A 16,002-nucleotide genomic window follows, 5' to 3' on the forward strand; every position below is an offset into this window, starting at 1 on the left:
GTCAAATTATACTGGAGAATCCCTTTGAAGCCGGACGGCTGGGATTTGAGAGTACATAGGAACAGAAAGAGGGTAAGTCAATCATTCTCGGAAAGAACTGGCAATGTTCACTAAGCGGACTTGGATCAAAATGGTTTGGCGATGATCATGATCACGATGATGATCATCAAAAGCGTCGGCAATTCGTTCATCATCCGATACTGACGCCCTGTGCGCGTGTTGGTCCCCGCGACAAATTCTTTGCGGCGCAATCCAAGCCAATAGTGAAACCAAGTCATTGCAATCACAGAGCCAGCTTTAATCCAGGACCAACCTGCAGACCAATCGACGATCCCTGGCGTCATCACAAGGCAAAGCCCAAAAATCCACGTCGAAATCATAGCAGGGTTCATGATCAATTTGAGCAGTTTCAGTTCCATATCCTGAAACAAAATATCCGCTTCACTGTCCTGTTTCACGCTTTCAGTGTGACGAACAAAAAGGCGAGGGAGATAAAAAATCCCAGCCATCCAAGCGATCACAGAAATTACATGCAGGGATTTTACCCATGGATATGCGCTTGCCAAAATATCGCCCATGATCGTCTCCCTTGGTTCACTCTCTTAATAAAATAAAAAGAAAGAAAAGAAAGATGATGTTGTTAGTAAGGCCTGTGGATAATGGGGATTATTGAGATACCCACACAGTTCTCCTCCGGTTCAAAACGCAGCTTCATTCTATCCACAAGACGGGATAAATCATTTTTATGCTTTGAATTCAGTATTTTGAGAAAGTAGACTTCCAAAAGTACGGGGATAAAACAGTTTCACGTGATGGATGAAAAAACCGCCCCGTCATCGATAGATTTCTTTTCCACACAGGAGAAAGAGTGCGTATTTTTCCTGAACCAGCCCTGATATCCCCAAGGCAGGTCAATCAGGTCGATTTCGGTCATTTGGTCAACGCAAACGCACAGGAGTTTTCCACAGAGTGATGAACAGTCCCAAACCCCTTATCCTTGCGTCCGGGTCCGAGATACGGCGCGCTCTTTTGCAAAATTCTGGCGTGACCTTTGAGGTGATCGTCGGACGAATTGATGAAGAAAGCGTAAAAGATGCGCTCTTATCTGAAGGCGCAACACCTCGCGAGATTGCCGATGCCTTGGCCGAGGGCAAAGCCCGCAAAGTGTCGATGAAACATCCCGAGGCCATGGTTATCGGGTGCGATCAGGTTTTGTCCTTTAAGGGGCGGTTGATCTCGAAAGCCAAAGACATCAAAGAAGCCCGCGCGCTCTTAGGTGAAATGCGTGGGGAACGGCATTCTTTGCTCTCCGCTGCTGTCATTTATGAGAACGGCGAACCAAAATGGCGTCACGTGGGCGAAGTGCGCCTCACGATGAATGCCCTGTCTGAGGCTTATCTGGATGCCTATCTGGAGCGAAACTGGGACAGCATTCGCCATGCTGTTGGTTGTTATAAGCTCGAAGAAGAAGGCGTGCGGCTTTTTTCTCGCATTGATGGTGACTACTTTACGGTCTTGGGTTTGCCCTTGTTGCCACTTCTGGCATACCTGTCCCAAAGGGGGATGATTGCATCATGAGTGATAAAATTCCATTGGCCGGCGTCATCGGCGCGCCGATCAGCCATAGCCAATCGCCAAAACTGCATGGGTATTGGTTGAACCGCTACGGGATTAAAGGCCATTATGTGCCACTTCATGTGGAGCAATCCGACCTCAAAGAGGCGCTCCAAACCCTGCCGAAAATGGGATTTGTCGGCGCAAATGTGACCATTCCACATAAAGAAACCGTGCTTGGCCTCGCCGATATTGTCACCGACCGTGCGGCTCTTATCGGCGCCGCCAACACGCTGATCTTTCGACCGGATGGCAAGCTTTACGCAGATAATACAGATGGTTACGGCTTTGTCGAAAACCTCCGTTCCAATGCCAATTGGGACCCTAAGTCCGGCCCTGCCGCTGTGCTTGGTGCGGGCGGTGCAGCGCGGGCGGTGATCGCCTCTTTGCTTGAGGTTGGTGTTCCAGAAATTCGCCTCTCCAACCGCACGCGCACGCGTTCGGATGTGTTGCGCTCTGAGTTTGGCACCAAGGTTGTGGTCTGCGAATGGGTCAATGCCGCTGATATGCTTGATGGTGTTACCACGCTGATCAATACCACCTCGCTTGGCATGGCGGGGCAGCCTGACCTAAAGCTTTCCTTGGATCATTTGAGCCCCAAAGCTGTGGTTACAGATATCGTCTACACCCCCCTGCGCACTGGATTGCTTGAGCGCGCGGCTCAGATGGGTTGCCAAACCGTCGATGGTCTCGGCATGTTGTTGCACCAAGCCGCGCCGGGATTTGAGCGTTGGTTCGGTCAACGTCCCGATGTTGACGAGGCCACCCGAAACTTCATCCTCTCCGCATGACCTCCCGGCCTTTTCTCATTGGCCTTACCGGCTCCATCGGAATGGGCAAAAGCACCACGGCTGCGATGTTTGCCGAGGAAGGCATCCCCGTTTGGGACGCCGATGTGGCCGTGGCGCGGCTTTATGGCAAAAATGGCGCGGCTGTCGACCCAATTTCCAAAGTGTTCCCGGAGGCTATCAGTGATGGGGTGGTGTCCAAAGATCGGCTTAAATCCATCATCGCGGCCAACCCGGACGCACTCAAACAGATTGAATCCATCGTTCATCCCTTGGTTGCCGCAGACCGGCATGCTTTCATTGCTGATTGTACCGCCCCCATCGCACTTGCCGATATTCCGCTTTTGTTTGAAACGGGTGCCGACAAAAGTGTCGATGTCGTTGTTGTCGTTTCAACCGATGCCAAAACCCAAGCGGCCCGTGTGCTTGCCCGACCGGGCATGACAGAGGCGCATTTTAAAGCCATCCTGTCAAAACAACTGCCAGATGCGGAAAAACGCGCGCGCGCGGATGTGGTTATCGAAACCGATACCCTTGAATCCACCCGCGCTCAGGTTCAAAATCTGCTCTCAACTCTCAGGACCAAAATAGCCCATGCGTGAGATCGTTCTCGATACCGAAACCACCGGATTTGATCCTCATAGCGGCGATCGTCTCGTTGAGATCGGGGCGATTGAGCTGTTCAATCACATGCCGACCGGGCGGACCTATCACCAATATATCAACCCTCAAAGGGACATGCCTGATGGCGCATTCGGCGTTCACGGCATTGGCCCTGATCTTTTGACGCCGCCGCGCGCGCCAAAAGAGGGCGAAGTGACGCTTAAAGATAAACCCTTGTTTAAAACCGTGGGTCAGGCCTTTCTTGATTTCATCGGGCCTGATTCCAAACTTGTGATCCACAACGCCAGCTTTGACATGAAATTTCTCAATGCGGAGCTGAAATGGATCGGCCTGCCGGAAATCCCCTTTGCCCGCGCGCTTGATACCCTCGCCATGGCGCGCAAAAAATTCCCCGGCTCTCCTGCCACTCTGGACGCTCTGTGCCGCCGTTTTGGGATCGATAATGCCGCGCGTACGCTGCACGGTGCCTTGCTTGACTCGGAAATTTTGGCCGAGGTCTATCTTGAACTCATCGGCGGGCGCCAACCCGATTTGATCCTTGCGCCCGAACCCGCCCGCAAAACGACGGTCTCCTCACTCGCCAAAGATGAGACGTGGCGACCGACGCGTCGCCCTGCCCCGCTTCCGCCGCGCATTACAGACGAAGAAGCCGCCGCCCATGCCGCCTTTGTTGACGGGTTGGGCGACGGCGCGATTTGGAAAAAATACAGCTAAGCGAAAGGCTTAGTTTGTCGTGGCTGCGGCCTTTTGAGCTTCTGCGCGGCGCATCATGTCTTGGCGATAGAGCTGAACAAAGTCGATATTATCCAGGTTCAGCGGCGGGAAGCCCCCATCGCGCGTCACATCATGAACAACCCGGCGCAGGAACGGGAACAGAATCCGCGGGCATTCGATCATCAGGAACGGGTGCATTTGCTCGTCCGGCACGTTTTCGATCAAGAATACGCCCGCATAATCAAGCTCAAGGATGAACAGGGTCGCATCATCTTCGGTCTTGGATTCGACCTTGATTTTGGTCGCCACATCAAACTGATTGTCTTCAGCGCGCTTTTTGGCATCAAGTGCCACTTGCACAGAAATGTTCGGACGGCCTTCGACCTTCAAACTCTTCTGCGCAAGAATATTCTCAAACGACATATCCCGGATATATTGGCCCAAAACCTGCATTTTCACAGGGGCAGCTTGTGCTGCCGCTTCGGGAGCAATCGCGGAGTCGCTGGTGTCGGTTCCATTTTCGGCCATGGGTTTCGTCCTTAGAAGTATGAAATTCGCGGTTTTGTATCAGGTTGCCACCCATGCCTCAATGGCGAGTCCACCCTGATGGGGCTTGCGGGTCATTTGAGGCACTGTCGTCCTCTTGATCAATCTCTTGCCATTCGCCGTCAATGGTCGTGGGATCACCCGGTTGATCGCGAAATCCATCTTGGCGTGGCGGCATTGTGTGTTGGCCCATGACAAAACCCTGAACCTTGATCCTCTTGCGCAGCTCGCGAAACGTAAAGGACCTAAACGCCGGAATCAAAAGCAAAAACCCGACCGTATCGGTGAAAAACCCCGGCGTCAGCAACAGCGCGCCAGACAAAAGGATCAGCGCACCATGCGCCAAAGGTTCGCTTGGATCATTGAGTTCGGAAAAGGATTGGCGCAATTGCGATAGGGCAAGCGCGCCTTGTTGACGCACCAACTGCGTGCCTAAAATTGCCGTCACAACGACGATTAAAAGCGTCGGCCAAAGGCCAATGAGGCCGCCAACTTGAATAAAAAGTGCGATCTCAATGATGGGCACAGCAACAAAAAGTGCGAAAAGCCACATAGGAACTCCTGTCTTCTCTCTGTGGCACCGGTGGACTTGGTGCCAGTCAGCACCTACATAAGGTGAGTAGACAGATTTTGCCACGTTGCAACGGAGAAGAACCGCCGATGGGTAACTCCCTTCTTTCCATTCTGGTACTTGCGGGTATCGCCATTTTTTTGATCCTGCGCTTGCGCAGCGTTTTGGGTACGCGCGAGGGGTTTGAAAAACCGCGCGCCGAATTCCCCGGTGCGCCTGATGCCACACGCGCCCGACAAAATTTCGAAGTCATTGATGGTGGTGTCGATCACGACATCATCGACAATGTCGAGGCTGGCACCCGCGTTGCCGAAAATCTCGCCGCGATCAAACGGGTTGATCCCTCTTTCAGCGTCAATGAATTCCTTTCCGGCGCGCGTGGCGCCTACGAGATGATCCTCATGGCGTTTGAACACGACGAGTTGGAAAGCATTCGCCCCTTCCTCTCCGAAGACGTGTATGAGGCGTTTTCTGGCGTGGTAGCGGAACGCCAATCCAAAGGTCTGACGATTGAAAGCCAATTCGTCGGTCTGCGTGAAATTCAAATCATCGACGCCGATTTGGACCGCGCCAGTGATGAGGCCGAGATCAAACTGCGTTTTGTTGGTGAAACCACCACTGTGGTGCGCGATGCCACCGGCCAGTTGGTTGAGGGCAATCCCAATGACATCAAACGCCAAAAAGACATCTGGACCTTTGCGCGTGTCGTCGGGTCGGATGATCCAAACTGGCAACTTGTAGCAACGGGTGCCTGATGTGGACGAGGTTGGCGAGCGCTGCATCTGCGGCCTTGCTGGCTTTGAGCGCGCCAGTTTTTTCTGCGGATGATCTTATGGCGCGCGTTCTCTCTTTTTCCGATCTCAACACCTGGGCCGAGGACGATCACGCCGCGGCCCTTGCCGTGTTTCGCGACACTTGTGATTTGATCGACGGCGACGAGTGGCCGCAGCTGTGTAAACTTGCCGCCACGCCCATCAATGCGCGTAGCTTTTTTGAACTGTTTTTCCGTCCCGTCCTGATCGAAGACGGCGCTGATCCAATGTTCACCGGCTATTTCGAACCCGAATTGCGCGGTGCGCGCTCTCCTGACGGCCCCTACCGTTACCCCATTTACCGCCTGCCCCCGGACCGGGTTTCTGGCGCGCCTTATCTGAGCCGCCGCGATATTGCTGATGGGGCTTTGGTCGGACGTGGGCTTGAGATTGCTTGGGTCGATGATCCGGTCGAACTGTTTTTCCTTCAGGTCCAGGGCTCTGGCCGTATTCGCCTCACGGATGGGTCCACCATTCGGATCGGTTATGCCGGGCACAACGGCTATAACTATCGCTCCATCGGTCAGGAATTGATCCGGCGCGGCGTCTATGAACCGCATCAGGTTTCGGCCAAGGTCATTCAAAATTGGGTGCGGCGCAATCCGGTCGAAGGACAGGATTTATTGAATTTCAACCCGTCCTACGTCTTCTTTCGCGAATTGCCGCGCTTGCCTGCGGACAAAGGTCCGATCGGGGCCATGCACCGTTCGATCACGCCGATGCGCTCCATCGCGGTGGACCCTGCCTTTGTGCCCTTGGGGGCGCCTGTTTGGGTGGAAAAGAACGGTGCCACCCCCTTGCGCCGCCTGATGATTGCCCAAGACACCGGCTCGGCCATCAAAGGCGCACAGCGCGCCGATATCTTTTTCGGATCTGGCGCGGCAGCGGGGGATCTGGCGGGGCAAATCCGCGATCCCGGACGTATGGTCGTCCTGATGCCAATCCAAATTGCCTTTGGCCTTGAGGAAAAGGCCAAGGGATGACTCGTAAACGCAAACCCGGCACATCTGCGCTTTCTGATGAGGATCAAACCCTTTGGGATTTGGTCAAGAAGACTGCGAAACCCATTCATGGCGCACGTCCACCCGCGCCGATTGCCCGTCCGGTCAAACCAAAAGCATCCGTGCCCATCACGCCGCGTGACGTTACTCGCGACATCCAGCTTTTCGAACTCGAAATTGGTCGTCACGCCAAGGTGGAAAAAGGCCATAACCTTGCGCCCACTCTGACCGAGCGGCTGGCGAAAGCGCCGCTGCGGATGGATCGCAAACATTTCACCAAAATGCGCAAAGGCAAGGTGTCGCCAGAGGCCCGCATCGACCTTCACGGCATGACCATGGCACAGGCGCATCCTGCGCTCACCCGGTTTATCCTCACGGCCTGCGCGATGGATCGGCGGCTTGTGTTGGTCATCACTGGCAAGGGCAAACATCGCGACGATGAGGGGCCAATTCCGGTGCGCAAAGGCGTTTTGAAACATCAGGTGCCGCATTGGCTCCAAACACCGCCCCTGCGTGAGGCGGTGTTACAGGTCGCTGAGGCGCATTTGAAACATGGTGGGTCCGGGGCCTATTACGTCTATCTCAGACGGCAAAAATAACCCCAAACCTCAGAGCATATAGCGGCTTACATCGACTTCTTTGGCCATTTCGCCGACATGGGCGCGGACATAGGCCTCGTCAATCACGACCTCCTCGCCACCCCGGTCCGGGGCACCAAAGGACAGTTCCTCAAACACCCGCTCAACGATGGTATAAAGGCGGCGCGCGCCGATGTTTTCGACGGCGGTGTTCACCTCAGCGGCCAATTTCGCAATCGCGGCAATGCCGTCTTCGGTAAAGGTCACCGTAACCTCTTCGGTCGCCATCAAGGCGCTGTATTGCAATGTCAGCGCATTTTCCGTTTCGGTCAAAATTCGGACGAAATCGCCCACTTCCAGGGCCCGCAATTCCACTCGGATTGGCAAACGCCCTTGCAATTCCGGCAACAAATCCGAAGGCTTAGCGATGTGAAACGCGCCTGATGCGATGAACAGGATGTGATCAGTTTTCACCGGCCCATGTTTGGTCGACACGGTGGTGCCCTCGATCAAAGGCAACAAATCCCGTTGAACCCCCTCGCGTGACACATCGCCGCCGCGGGCATCCGAGCGCGCACAGACCTTGTCGATTTCATCGATGAACACGATGCCGTTTTCCTGCACCGCCTCCAAGGCCACGCGCGTCACGGTCTCGTCGTCCAAAAGCTTGTCGGCCTCTTCCGAGATCAACAGGTCATAGCTTTCTGCCACCGTGACCTTCTTTTTCACCGTGCGTCCGCCAAAGGCTTTGCCAAAAATATCGCCGAGATTCATCATCCCGCCCATTTGCGGCTGACCGGGCACTTCAAACATTCCTGCGGGTGTGCCGCTGTCTTGCACCTCGATCTCGATCACGGTCGCATCCAACTCGCCCCCGCGCAGTTTTTTGCGAAACATCTCCCGCGTCTGCTCGCGTGCATCCGTCCCGGCAATCGCTTCAATGACGCGATCTTCGGCGGCGCTAAAGGCTTTCGCCTTCACATCATCGCGCATGTACTCGCGGGTCTGCGCAATCGCCGCATCGACCAGATCACGTACAATCTGTTCCACATCGCGGCCAACATAGCCGACTTCGGTGAATTTCGTCGCTTCCACTTTGACAAATGGTGCTTTCGCGAGCTTCGCCAAACGCCGCGAAATCTCGGTTTTGCCCACGCCGGTGGGCCCGATCATCAGGATGTTTTTCGGATAGACCTCATCACGGATGTCATCGGCCAAATGTTTGCGGCGCCACCGATTGCGCAACGCAACAGCAACCGCGCGTTTGGCGTCATTTTGACCGATGATGTAGCGGTCCAGCTCAGAAACAATTTCACGGGGGGTCAGGTCTGTCATTTTGAAATCTTCTCAACCGTCAGGTTGCCATTGGTATAAACACAGATGTCAGAGGCAATTTTCATCGCCTCGCGGGCAATCGTTTCGGTATCCTTGTCGGTGGACATCAAGCCGCGCGCAGCCGCCAATGCGAAATTCCCGCCCGATCCAATCGCTGCGATGTCATGTTCGGGCTCCAAAACGTCGCCTGCCCCGGTGACCACCAAAAGCGCATCACCATCGGTCACGATCAACATCGCCTCAAGTTTCGACAGATATTTATCCGTGCGCCAATCTTTCGCCAATTCAACGCAAGCCCGCGCCAATTGACCGGGGCTGGCCTCCAATTTGGTTTCTAGCCGCTCCAAAAGCGTAAACGCATCCGCCGTCGATCCGGCAAACCCCGCGACAACCTCATGCCCTCCGGGTTTCAAGCGTCGCACCTTGCGTGCAGTGCCTTTGATCACGGTCTGGCCCAGACTCACCTGTCCATCCCCCGCAATCACAACTTCACCCCCACGCCGCACGCCAATAATCGTCGTGCCGTGCCATCCGGGAAACTCTTCTCTCGACATCGGTTTTCCTTTCGCTTCGTGGTTTATATGAGCGCACGACCCGCTTGGCGCAACCCGGCCACGAAAAAGGGCGCCAAAGTGGCGCCCCTGATCCGTAATGTTTAGCCGAACTCAAACAGCTTCGGCGATCCAACCGGCCAATGCGGCTTTCGGCGCTGCGCCGATTTTGTTGGAGATCACTTCGCCATCTTTGAACATGAACAAGGCCGGGATCGAACGCACGCCAAATTGTGCCGGCGCGTTCGGATTTTCGTCCACGTTCACTTTGACGATTTTGACTTTGCCTTCGTACTCATTGGAAAGTTCTTCGAGGGACGGGCCGATTTGTTTGCACGGGCCGCACCATTCCGCCCAGAAATCCACAACAACGGGGATGTCTGAATTGAGAACTTCGGATGCGAAAGTGTCATCGCTTACTTTAACAGTCGCCATGGGGCTTCTCCTGAATGCTGAACTTGACCGAAAACCTATGACTTGTACGGCCAAAGATCAAGATGTGGCGGTTCGACGCAAGGCTGACATCACGATGTCGAGAGGCACCACAGCAAGTTCCGCCGTGCGCGTCCAAAGAATCGCGGTTTCAATCATCCGGTCCGGGTAAATCTGCGCCATTGCCTCGGCGTAGGCGCCCAATTGCCGCAATAATCCTTCCGGGATGTCTTCGGATTGCTCTGGGATCACCGCATTGGATTTGTAGTCGATGATTTGGATGTGATCGGGTGTGATAATGAGTCGATCAATAATTCCGTGGATCATCTGCCCGCCCTTCGTGGAAAGTTGCGAAGTATAGGGTACTTCGGCCAAAGAATCTGTGCCAAACACATCCCAGTCATAGGACGCGTTGAGGACACCAAGCGCTTCCTCCAACAGATCGCCGACCTCCTCATCCAGCGCAGGGTCTTCACCTGTGGTCAAAACGTGATGCGCCACCTGGGCCCGGCGATCTGGCGCGACCTCTGGTAGGATTTCAATCAAACGGTGAAGCTGACTTCCGCGCCGCATCGCGGCCTCTTGGTCCAAAACATTCGCTTCACCGGGCAGGGCTTTGGCACCGCCAAGATCAGACGGGGACAGAACCGCGGTGGCCAAGTCCGGTTCTGGCGCGGGAAAGTGACACCAATCCGGCAAAACAGGCCGCATTTGTTTGGCACGCGCTTCCCCGGTTTGCGGCTCTGGCCAGTCGCCATAGGCGTAGCGATCCACTTCAAAATCACCAAAATCGACCTTCTGTGTCGACAACTCGGCCAATCCGCGACGTACAAGGTTATACCAACTGTCCGCCGCCTCTTTTTCCTCGCCTGCCCCGCAGACCACAAGCCACTTTTCCGCGCGTGTCATTGCCACATATAAAAGCCGGCGATCTTCTTCCATATCTGCCATTTTCAGCCGGTTTAAGGTCTGTTTTACAACATCGGATCGCTGTTCTTTCGGCCCCTTCCAAACCACCTGACCACTGTCAGGTTCGACAAATTCATCCCGCGTTTCACGTAGGGATTTTAACGTGTCCGGCAGGATCACAATCGGGGCTTCCAACCCTTTGGAGCCATGTGCCGTCATGACCCGAACAAGGTTTGAGGTCTCATCCAAAACGCGTTTGAGTTGAATGTCCTGCGCTTCAAGCCAAGCGATAAACCCGGTGAGGCTTGGCGTTTCCGCCACCTCATACGCCCGCGCTTGATACAGCAGGGCGTCAATCCCGTCTTCGGCCTCTTTGCCCAGGCGTGCAATAAAATTTTGTCGTCCGTTGTGACGGATTAAAATCCGCTCAATCAGATCGTAAGGCCGTAAAAAATCAGAGGTTTGACGCAAATCCTCAAGAATTTCAAAGGTCTCCGGCCATTCTGCCCGTCTTTCATAGAGCGCACGCCAAAGCGTGATCGTGGTGCGCCCATGGGCCAACTGATACAGATCACGCTCGGACCAATTGAACAAAGGCGATTTCAACGCCTCGGCCAAGGCCAAATCATCGTCCTGCAAAGACAGAAATGCCAAAAGCGAACGGATATCTTTCACCGCCAATTCGTCGTTCAACGTTAGGCGATCCGCCCCCGCCACGGGAATGCGCGCCGGGTGGGATTTCAGCGTCCGTAAAATCCGGCCAAACAACTCAGACCGACTACGCACAAGGATCATGATGTCGCCCGGTGTCACGGGACGGCCTGTGCCATTTTTATCAGGAATTGAGCCGGATTCGAGAAGGTTTGCAACAAAATCCGCCACCCTCTGCGCCAGTCGTGCGGAGTGATGTTCGGGTGTGATGATGTCCACCGGATTTTCCCAATCCTCGGGATCATCGGGGCCCTTTTCCGGTTCGATCAAAGGCCAAAGATCCACCCGTCCCGGAATGTCGTCAAAGAATGCAATATGCTCCGTTGCGCCGCCGACACCCACACCCTCACTGGCGCGAAACACCTCATCCGTGGCCGACAGGATCGCGCGCGAAGAACGAAAGGAATACTGCAATGAAAGGTCTTGCAGTGGCTGGCCTACGGCGGTCAAACGTTCGCCAAAATGCGCTTTCATCTTGTCAAACGCTTCGGGCGCTGCGCCCTGAAACGAATAAATCGACTGTTTGTGATCCCCAACCACGAAAATCGTGCGCGTCACATCCGCGCGCGCACCCTCTCCCGCGGTAAATTCCCCCGCCAAAAGTTGCACAACCATCCATTGATCCGGGCTGGTGTCTTGCGCTTCGTCGACAAGGATGTGATCAATCCCGCCATCAAGGCGATAAAGCACCCATTGCGACACGTTTGAAATCGACAACAAATCCCGCGCGCGTCGGATCATGTCGTCAAAATCCAAAAGCCCAAGCTGCGCCTTGCGTTCCAGATAGGGTGGCAAAACCGCCCGCGCCAATTGATGAAGCGTCCAAGTTCGCCGCGCATCATAGAGGCCAAACACCCGCGATCGCGCCGCCTCAACCCGTTTCATGAACGCTTCTAATTGATGAAGCGCATCGGGATGCGCATCAATCAGTTTGCGTGTTGGAAAGCTCGAATGCTGTGCATAGAATTTTGAAACATGTGGGTTTTTGCTTGTCTCCCCGGATAAAAGCTTTTGGCAACAGGCCTCGATCATCGTCATAGAAGGCTCTGATCCAGCCCAAAACCGGAAAAGCGGGGCCAGTTTTTCATCCGCTTTTGTGGAGCCTTCTAAAAGTACTGCAACCGAACGAAACATCTCCTGCTCGCCGCCCATGAAGACATCGGCGATTAATGCCCTCTCATCATAGCCCTCTGGCAGGTCAAACCAGGACCAAATCTCTGCTTCACTGCGGGCGGGCAAAAAGCCCTCTCGTTTGGCAACAATTCGGAGTGCTAAATCCGTCAAATCCAGATCGTTGACATAAACCGCGGCTGCGTCGATCACGTCACGCGCCTGCCCCAATGCCAACTCATCCAAAATGTCAGCCACCATCCTGCGGGATTGTCGCTCATCCATTTCCTTGAACTGAGGTGACACCCCGGCTTCCAAAGGAAACCTGCGCAAAAGGGCGCTGCAAAACGAGTGGATGGTTTGAATTTTCAACCCACCCGGCGTTTCTACCGCGCGCGCAAACAAGGTGCGCGCGTGCCGTAGGGTTTCGGGATCCAAAACTTTGCCAGGCGCGAGCACTGTCAGCTCGTCGACCAATTGCGCATCCGGCAGCATCGCCCAACCACCCAGCCGCGCGAACAGCCGGTTCTGCATCTCTGCCGCGGCCGCCTTGGTGTAAGTCAAACACAAAATATGTTGAGGTGGCGTGCCATCCAACAACAGCCGCGCCACGCGGTCGGTCAGCACCTTGGTCTTACCCGAACCCGCATTCGCGGAAAGCCAAGTGGACATGTCCGGCTGCGCCGCCATGATTTGGCGTTGGGTGGCCTCATTGAACGCGCTCATTGCAAATCCTCTGGCACTGGCTCATCCGCTTCCGACCATTCACCAAAGCGTGCAAGATGTTCAAAATCGGTTTTGAACCGCACTTTGGCCATCATCCGCCGCGCGCTATAGCCCGTTTGCGGATCATCGTAGCTGCGGATCAGTTCGCGTAGCTTGGCTTGAACCTCTTCAATGTCGCTTTTTTCCAAAGCCAAAGATGTTTCCGTCAACTCGGAATTAAGCCCCAAATAGGTGACTTCGGAAACTCTTCCCATCGGTAGGTCGTCAAAGCGGCCAGCCTCCAACATTGCTGCCTCCAACAACAACTGAATGCTGAAAATCCGTGTTTGGTTTTCCGACGGAGGCCGCCCTGATTTGTAGTCATAGATCACGAATGTATCGTCGTTTTTGCGATCAATCCGATCCGCCTTGCAGGTCAAAGAAAAATCAATGTCAGCAAAATGCATCGCTCCTTTGACTTCAATTCCCGCAGGTTGCCCCGTGGTCAGGCGCATGCGTTCCTGACGCACCAAACCCTCGGCAATCTTGCGTATCCGACCCAACCACACGCGGCGCGCGGAGGGCCAAGCCACTTGATCCTCCAACACACGCTCGGCCGTCGCCATGAACCGTGCGAGCGATTGATCGAATGTTTCGTCTGAAATATCAGTTAGATAGCTTTCCATGATCGCGTGAAAGGCGGTGCCTCGCTCGCGCACATCGGGGTCGCGGCTCAGCGGATCAAGTTTATTCAACCGAAGGATACGGTTGGCGTAAATGTCATAAGGATCACGGATCAATGTTTCGATCCGTGTCACCGAAAGCTGCCTTGGGCGTGCCGCAACCGGGGGGCGCGGGCTTGGTCGTTTTGCAGGCGGCAAGGTGAAATTGGGTCGATCGAGGTCATCGGCCATCTTGATCCAATACGCCCCACGTTTGCGCATGGCGTCAAGAGCGCTCCGGCCCTCATCGGACATGCCAGACATCAGGTTTGTCAGTCTGATCAGCCAGCGGGACGCAACAGTTTCGGCCTCTGCATCTCGTTTTGCCCGCGTCAAAACCACCTCAGGCGCGCCAACAGCCTGTTGGAAATCATGCGCGGAAAGTCCCGTGGCTTGTTCGGGCGACAACAGCCCGGCCTGCTTGCGCATGTCTCGGCTGAACCACGGATCTTGTCCGGGTGCTTGTGGCCAGATGGTTTCGTTCAACCCAGCCAAAACAACCAACTCGGCCCCCAAGGCCCGCGCTTCCAATGTACCCCAGATCATAACTTGCGGATGTTTTGGCGACGGATCGCGTGCCAATCCCCGACCCAAAACCGCCCGAAAGAGATCGGCAAAGGCCAACGCATTCATTATGCCGCCAAATTCGGCTTCTCGACGTAAGTCAGAGACAAGGCGCAACGCTTCTCGTCCCGCATTTTGCCCCCAAAGTTCACGATCATCCGTGCCTTGTGCCCCTTTTACAAAGAGGGACGCGACCGACACGAGATGATCAATGTGATCCGTCAAGTCGCGCTCAGGCGCCACGGCAAGTACGTCCAAAAGATCGGCAATCCAAGCCGCCCAAATTTTGCGGCCCTCTTTGTCCGCCTTTTCTGCCCCAGACGAAATAGCCCACTGCAAAAGGCTTTCACGGGCGGGAAACACCACCCCTTTGCGGCGTAGATGCACCTCAAGTTCACGGGTCCACAAAAGGTGATATCCTCGCCCCTCATCGCCTGTATGCCCGCGCGATGTCAGTGGATGTTTCAAAAGAACCAGTAAGTCTTCAGAGGACAGTTTGCGTCCCAAAATCCCAACAATATGGCGTAAAAGTCGGCCTGGCGGGGTCTGATTGAGCGGTATCCCGGCGCTGTCATCTGGTGTGATGTTCCACCGGCCCAAAAGCGCCGTCACCCGCCGCGCAAGGTCGCGATCCGGTGTGATCAGGGCGGCTTTACGCCCGTTTTGTGCTGCCTCACGAAGGATCAAAGCGATGGCATTGGACTCGATCCGCATGTCAGGCGCTTCAATCAAAGTCATTGCAGAACAGGCAGCGTCTGTATTCTGAAATTCAGGGCCTTCTTTCATCCATTGATGAGTCACAGGCGCAGGCCGCAAAGAAAGAGAAATGAGCCGGTTTCGGGTCAAATTAGGAGGAGATACTTGCGCCCAGTTTTGAATGTCACCTGACGTTAAGCCAAGCTTTTCGGCCATACGCACTGTGCGCTCTTGCGGGTGTTCAACGGTGGGTGTGCTCCTGTTCCCCTGCCCTGCAATTTCTTGCCAGACTCCAAGAGGAATATCAAAATCAACACCGGGCAAAACCACAGCGCCCTTCGGTTGGCGCGCCACCAATGCCATGAATCGTGCCGTCATTCCACGCGATCCGGTTGAGCCGGCAACTATGATCGGATGATTTGGTGGAGTCTCGCCCCATCTTGTTTCGAGGCGATCCACAATCAACCTCAACCGATCTTCTTGACTGGGTTCATGGGTGGCAGTCGGACCAAAATAGTCAAAAATAATCGACAAAAACACCAAAGATTTTTCCCAATGCCCTGAAGCATCGGGGATTTTAAGCGACCTGAGCCGCTCTGGTGTCACGCCCTCATCCTGCATTTCGGACAGTAAGGCCGCGAGGCTATCAGAGAGATCAAACACAGAGGCGCGCGTGGCAAATTGCGGCTCTTGGCGGAGAAAATGCGACACAAGTTGTGACAATTCCAACCGCCGCCGGAGGCCGCTGATCGGCATTGGCAGGTCCATGAAATCAGGCGACGCCCCTAGCTCTGAAATCAATTTCACCTGCGGCAAAAGCCGGGTTGAGCCGTCATCAAACGCGGACAGGATGTCCTTTTTCATTCGCGATGTGTTCACGAAAACCTGCGTGTGCGCCAAAATTTCGGGCGGCGAGTCTCGAAACCGTTCCAAAATCCCCTGTTTTAACGCCGCCGGATAATTGACGCCGCAGGGCAAACCAAACAAATGTGGCTTCTCGATGGATCCGAACATAATCC

15 protein-coding genes are annotated in these 16,002 nt (G+C 54.7%); 7 read left to right on the forward strand and 8 right to left on the reverse strand.

Annotated elements, in window-relative coordinates; translation table 11 throughout:
- Positions 1-125: 125 nt before the first annotated feature.
- Positions 126-578, reverse strand: coding sequence for a protoporphyrinogen oxidase HemJ (gene hemJ, locus BLT54_RS09705; RefSeq protein ID WP_074644208.1), 453 nt, complete (start codon positions 576-578; stop codon positions 126-128).
- Between the two features lie 394 nt (positions 579-972).
- Between hemJ and BLT54_RS09710 the strand changes: the two genes are divergently transcribed.
- Genes BLT54_RS09710 through dnaQ form a run of 4 tightly spaced genes read left to right on the forward strand, consistent with a single transcriptional unit; the run spans position 973 to position 3,740 of the window.
- On the forward strand, positions 973-1,578 hold the full coding sequence (locus tag BLT54_RS09710; protein ID WP_074644211.1) for a Maf family protein: 606 nt from the start codon (positions 973-975) through the stop codon (positions 1,576-1,578).
- Positions 1,575-2,405: a shikimate dehydrogenase gene (locus BLT54_RS09715; RefSeq protein ID WP_074644213.1), complete on the forward strand. Its 831-nt coding sequence runs from the start codon at positions 1,575-1,577 to the stop codon at positions 2,403-2,405. The genes BLT54_RS09710 and BLT54_RS09715 overlap by 4 nt, the downstream gene beginning before the upstream one ends.
- Entirely contained in the window at positions 2,402-3,004 is a 603-nt protein-coding gene (coaE, locus tag BLT54_RS09720; RefSeq protein ID WP_074644216.1) for a dephospho-CoA kinase, read from the forward strand. Before BLT54_RS09715 ends, coaE begins: the two co-directional genes overlap by 4 nt.
- Positions 2,997-3,740, forward strand: coding sequence for a DNA polymerase III subunit epsilon (gene dnaQ, locus BLT54_RS09725; protein ID WP_074644218.1), 744 nt, complete (start codon positions 2,997-2,999; stop codon positions 3,738-3,740). The genes coaE and dnaQ overlap by 8 nt, the downstream gene beginning before the upstream one ends.
- Before the next feature lie 9 nt (positions 3,741-3,749).
- On the opposite strand, the gene secB is transcribed toward dnaQ, so the two are convergent.
- Entirely contained in the window at positions 3,750-4,268 is a 519-nt protein-coding gene (gene secB / locus BLT54_RS09730; RefSeq protein ID WP_074644221.1) for a protein-export chaperone SecB, read from the reverse strand.
- A 58-nt stretch (positions 4,269-4,326) separates the two neighbouring features.
- Positions 4,327-4,839 carry an FxsA family protein gene (locus BLT54_RS09735; RefSeq protein ID WP_074644225.1) on the reverse strand — a complete coding sequence of 171 codons (513 nt, stop codon included), beginning with the start codon at positions 4,837-4,839 and terminating at the stop codon, positions 4,327-4,329.
- Positions 4,840-4,946: 107 nt separating this feature from the next.
- On the opposite strand from BLT54_RS09735, the gene BLT54_RS09740 reads away from it, so the two are divergent.
- Genes BLT54_RS09740 through BLT54_RS09750 form a run of 3 tightly spaced genes read left to right on the forward strand, consistent with a single transcriptional unit; the run spans position 4,947 to position 7,269 of the window.
- The gene (locus BLT54_RS09740; RefSeq protein ID WP_074644227.1) at positions 4,947-5,612 is read left to right on the forward strand and encodes a Tim44/TimA family putative adaptor protein; all 666 of its coding nucleotides are present in this window, start codon (positions 4,947-4,949) and stop codon (positions 5,610-5,612) included.
- Positions 5,612-6,652, forward strand: coding sequence for a murein transglycosylase A (gene mltA, locus BLT54_RS09745; protein WP_074644230.1), 1,041 nt, complete (start codon positions 5,612-5,614; stop codon positions 6,650-6,652). Before BLT54_RS09740 ends, mltA begins: the two co-directional genes overlap by 1 nt.
- Positions 6,649-7,269, forward strand: a complete 621-nt coding sequence (locus tag BLT54_RS09750; RefSeq protein WP_074644234.1) for a Smr/MutS family protein — start codon at positions 6,649-6,651, stop codon at positions 7,267-7,269. The genes mltA and BLT54_RS09750 overlap by 4 nt, the downstream gene beginning before the upstream one ends.
- A 9-nt stretch (positions 7,270-7,278) precedes the next feature.
- On the opposite strand, the gene hslU is transcribed toward BLT54_RS09750, so the two are convergent.
- The 5 genes from hslU to addB all read right to left on the reverse strand — a co-directional run bounded on the left by hslU (position 7,279) and on the right by addB (position 15,997).
- Complete coding sequence (gene hslU, locus BLT54_RS09755; RefSeq protein WP_074644237.1) at positions 7,279-8,583, reverse strand: ATP-dependent protease ATPase subunit HslU; 1,305 nt, start codon at positions 8,581-8,583, stop codon at positions 7,279-7,281.
- Entirely contained in the window at positions 8,580-9,137 is a 558-nt protein-coding gene (gene hslV, locus BLT54_RS09760) for an ATP-dependent protease subunit HslV (RefSeq protein ID WP_074644241.1), read from the reverse strand. The genes hslU and hslV overlap by 4 nt, the downstream gene beginning before the upstream one ends.
- A 111-nt stretch (positions 9,138-9,248) precedes the next feature.
- Entirely contained in the window at positions 9,249-9,569 is a 321-nt protein-coding gene (gene trxA, locus BLT54_RS09765; RefSeq protein ID WP_009570410.1) for a thioredoxin, read from the reverse strand.
- A 57-nt stretch (positions 9,570-9,626) separates the two neighbouring features.
- On the reverse strand, positions 9,627-13,022 hold the full coding sequence (addA, locus tag BLT54_RS09770) for a double-strand break repair helicase AddA (protein ID WP_074644245.1): 3,396 nt from the start codon (positions 13,020-13,022) through the stop codon (positions 9,627-9,629).
- The gene (addB, locus tag BLT54_RS09775; protein ID WP_074644248.1) at positions 13,019-15,997 is read right to left on the reverse strand and encodes a double-strand break repair protein AddB; all 2,979 of its coding nucleotides are present in this window, start codon (positions 15,995-15,997) and stop codon (positions 13,019-13,021) included. Before addB ends, addA begins: the two co-directional genes overlap by 4 nt.
- Positions 15,998-16,002 lie beyond the last annotated feature (5 nt).

The sequence above is a fragment of the Celeribacter baekdonensis genome (assembly GCF_900102315.1).
Taxonomy (GTDB): Bacteria; Pseudomonadota; Alphaproteobacteria; order Rhodobacterales; family Rhodobacteraceae; genus Celeribacter; species Celeribacter baekdonensis.

Bases quoted from the DNA above. Each gene is read 5' to 3' on its own strand.
- dnaQ (WP_074644218.1), top strand. From the start codon at position 2,997: ATGCGTGAGATCGTTCTCGATACCGAAACCACCGGATTTGATCCTCAT.
- BLT54_RS09750 (WP_074644234.1), top strand. From the start codon at position 6,649: ATGACTCGTAAACGCAAACCCGGCACATCTGCGCTTTCTGATGAGGAT.
- BLT54_RS09740 (WP_074644227.1), top strand. From the start codon at position 4,947: ATGGGTAACTCCCTTCTTTCCATTCTGGTACTTGCGGGTATCGCCATT.
- hemJ (WP_074644208.1), bottom strand. From the start codon at position 578: ATGGGCGATATTTTGGCAAGCGCATATCCATGGGTAAAATCCCTGCAT.
- mltA (WP_074644230.1), top strand. From the start codon at position 5,612: ATGTGGACGAGGTTGGCGAGCGCTGCATCTGCGGCCTTGCTGGCTTTG.
- BLT54_RS09735 (WP_074644225.1), bottom strand. From the start codon at position 4,839: ATGTGGCTTTTCGCACTTTTTGTTGCTGTGCCCATCATTGAGATCGCA.
- BLT54_RS09710 (WP_074644211.1), top strand. From the start codon at position 973: ATGAACAGTCCCAAACCCCTTATCCTTGCGTCCGGGTCCGAGATACGG.
- hslV (WP_074644241.1), bottom strand. From the start codon at position 9,137: ATGTCGAGAGAAGAGTTTCCCGGATGGCACGGCACGACGATTATTGGC.
- addA (WP_074644245.1), bottom strand. From the start codon at position 13,022: ATGAGCGCGTTCAATGAGGCCACCCAACGCCAAATCATGGCGGCGCAG.
- secB (WP_074644221.1), bottom strand. From the start codon at position 4,268: ATGGCCGAAAATGGAACCGACACCAGCGACTCCGCGATTGCTCCCGAA.
- BLT54_RS09715 (WP_074644213.1), top strand. From the start codon at position 1,575: ATGAGTGATAAAATTCCATTGGCCGGCGTCATCGGCGCGCCGATCAGC.
- addB (WP_074644248.1), bottom strand. From the start codon at position 15,997: ATGTTCGGATCCATCGAGAAGCCACATTTGTTTGGTTTGCCCTGCGGC.
- coaE (WP_074644216.1), top strand. From the start codon at position 2,402: ATGACCTCCCGGCCTTTTCTCATTGGCCTTACCGGCTCCATCGGAATG.
- hslU (WP_074644237.1), bottom strand. From the start codon at position 8,583: ATGACAGACCTGACCCCCCGTGAAATTGTTTCTGAGCTGGACCGCTAC.
- trxA (WP_009570410.1), bottom strand. From the start codon at position 9,569: ATGGCGACTGTTAAAGTAAGCGATGACACTTTCGCATCCGAAGTTCTC.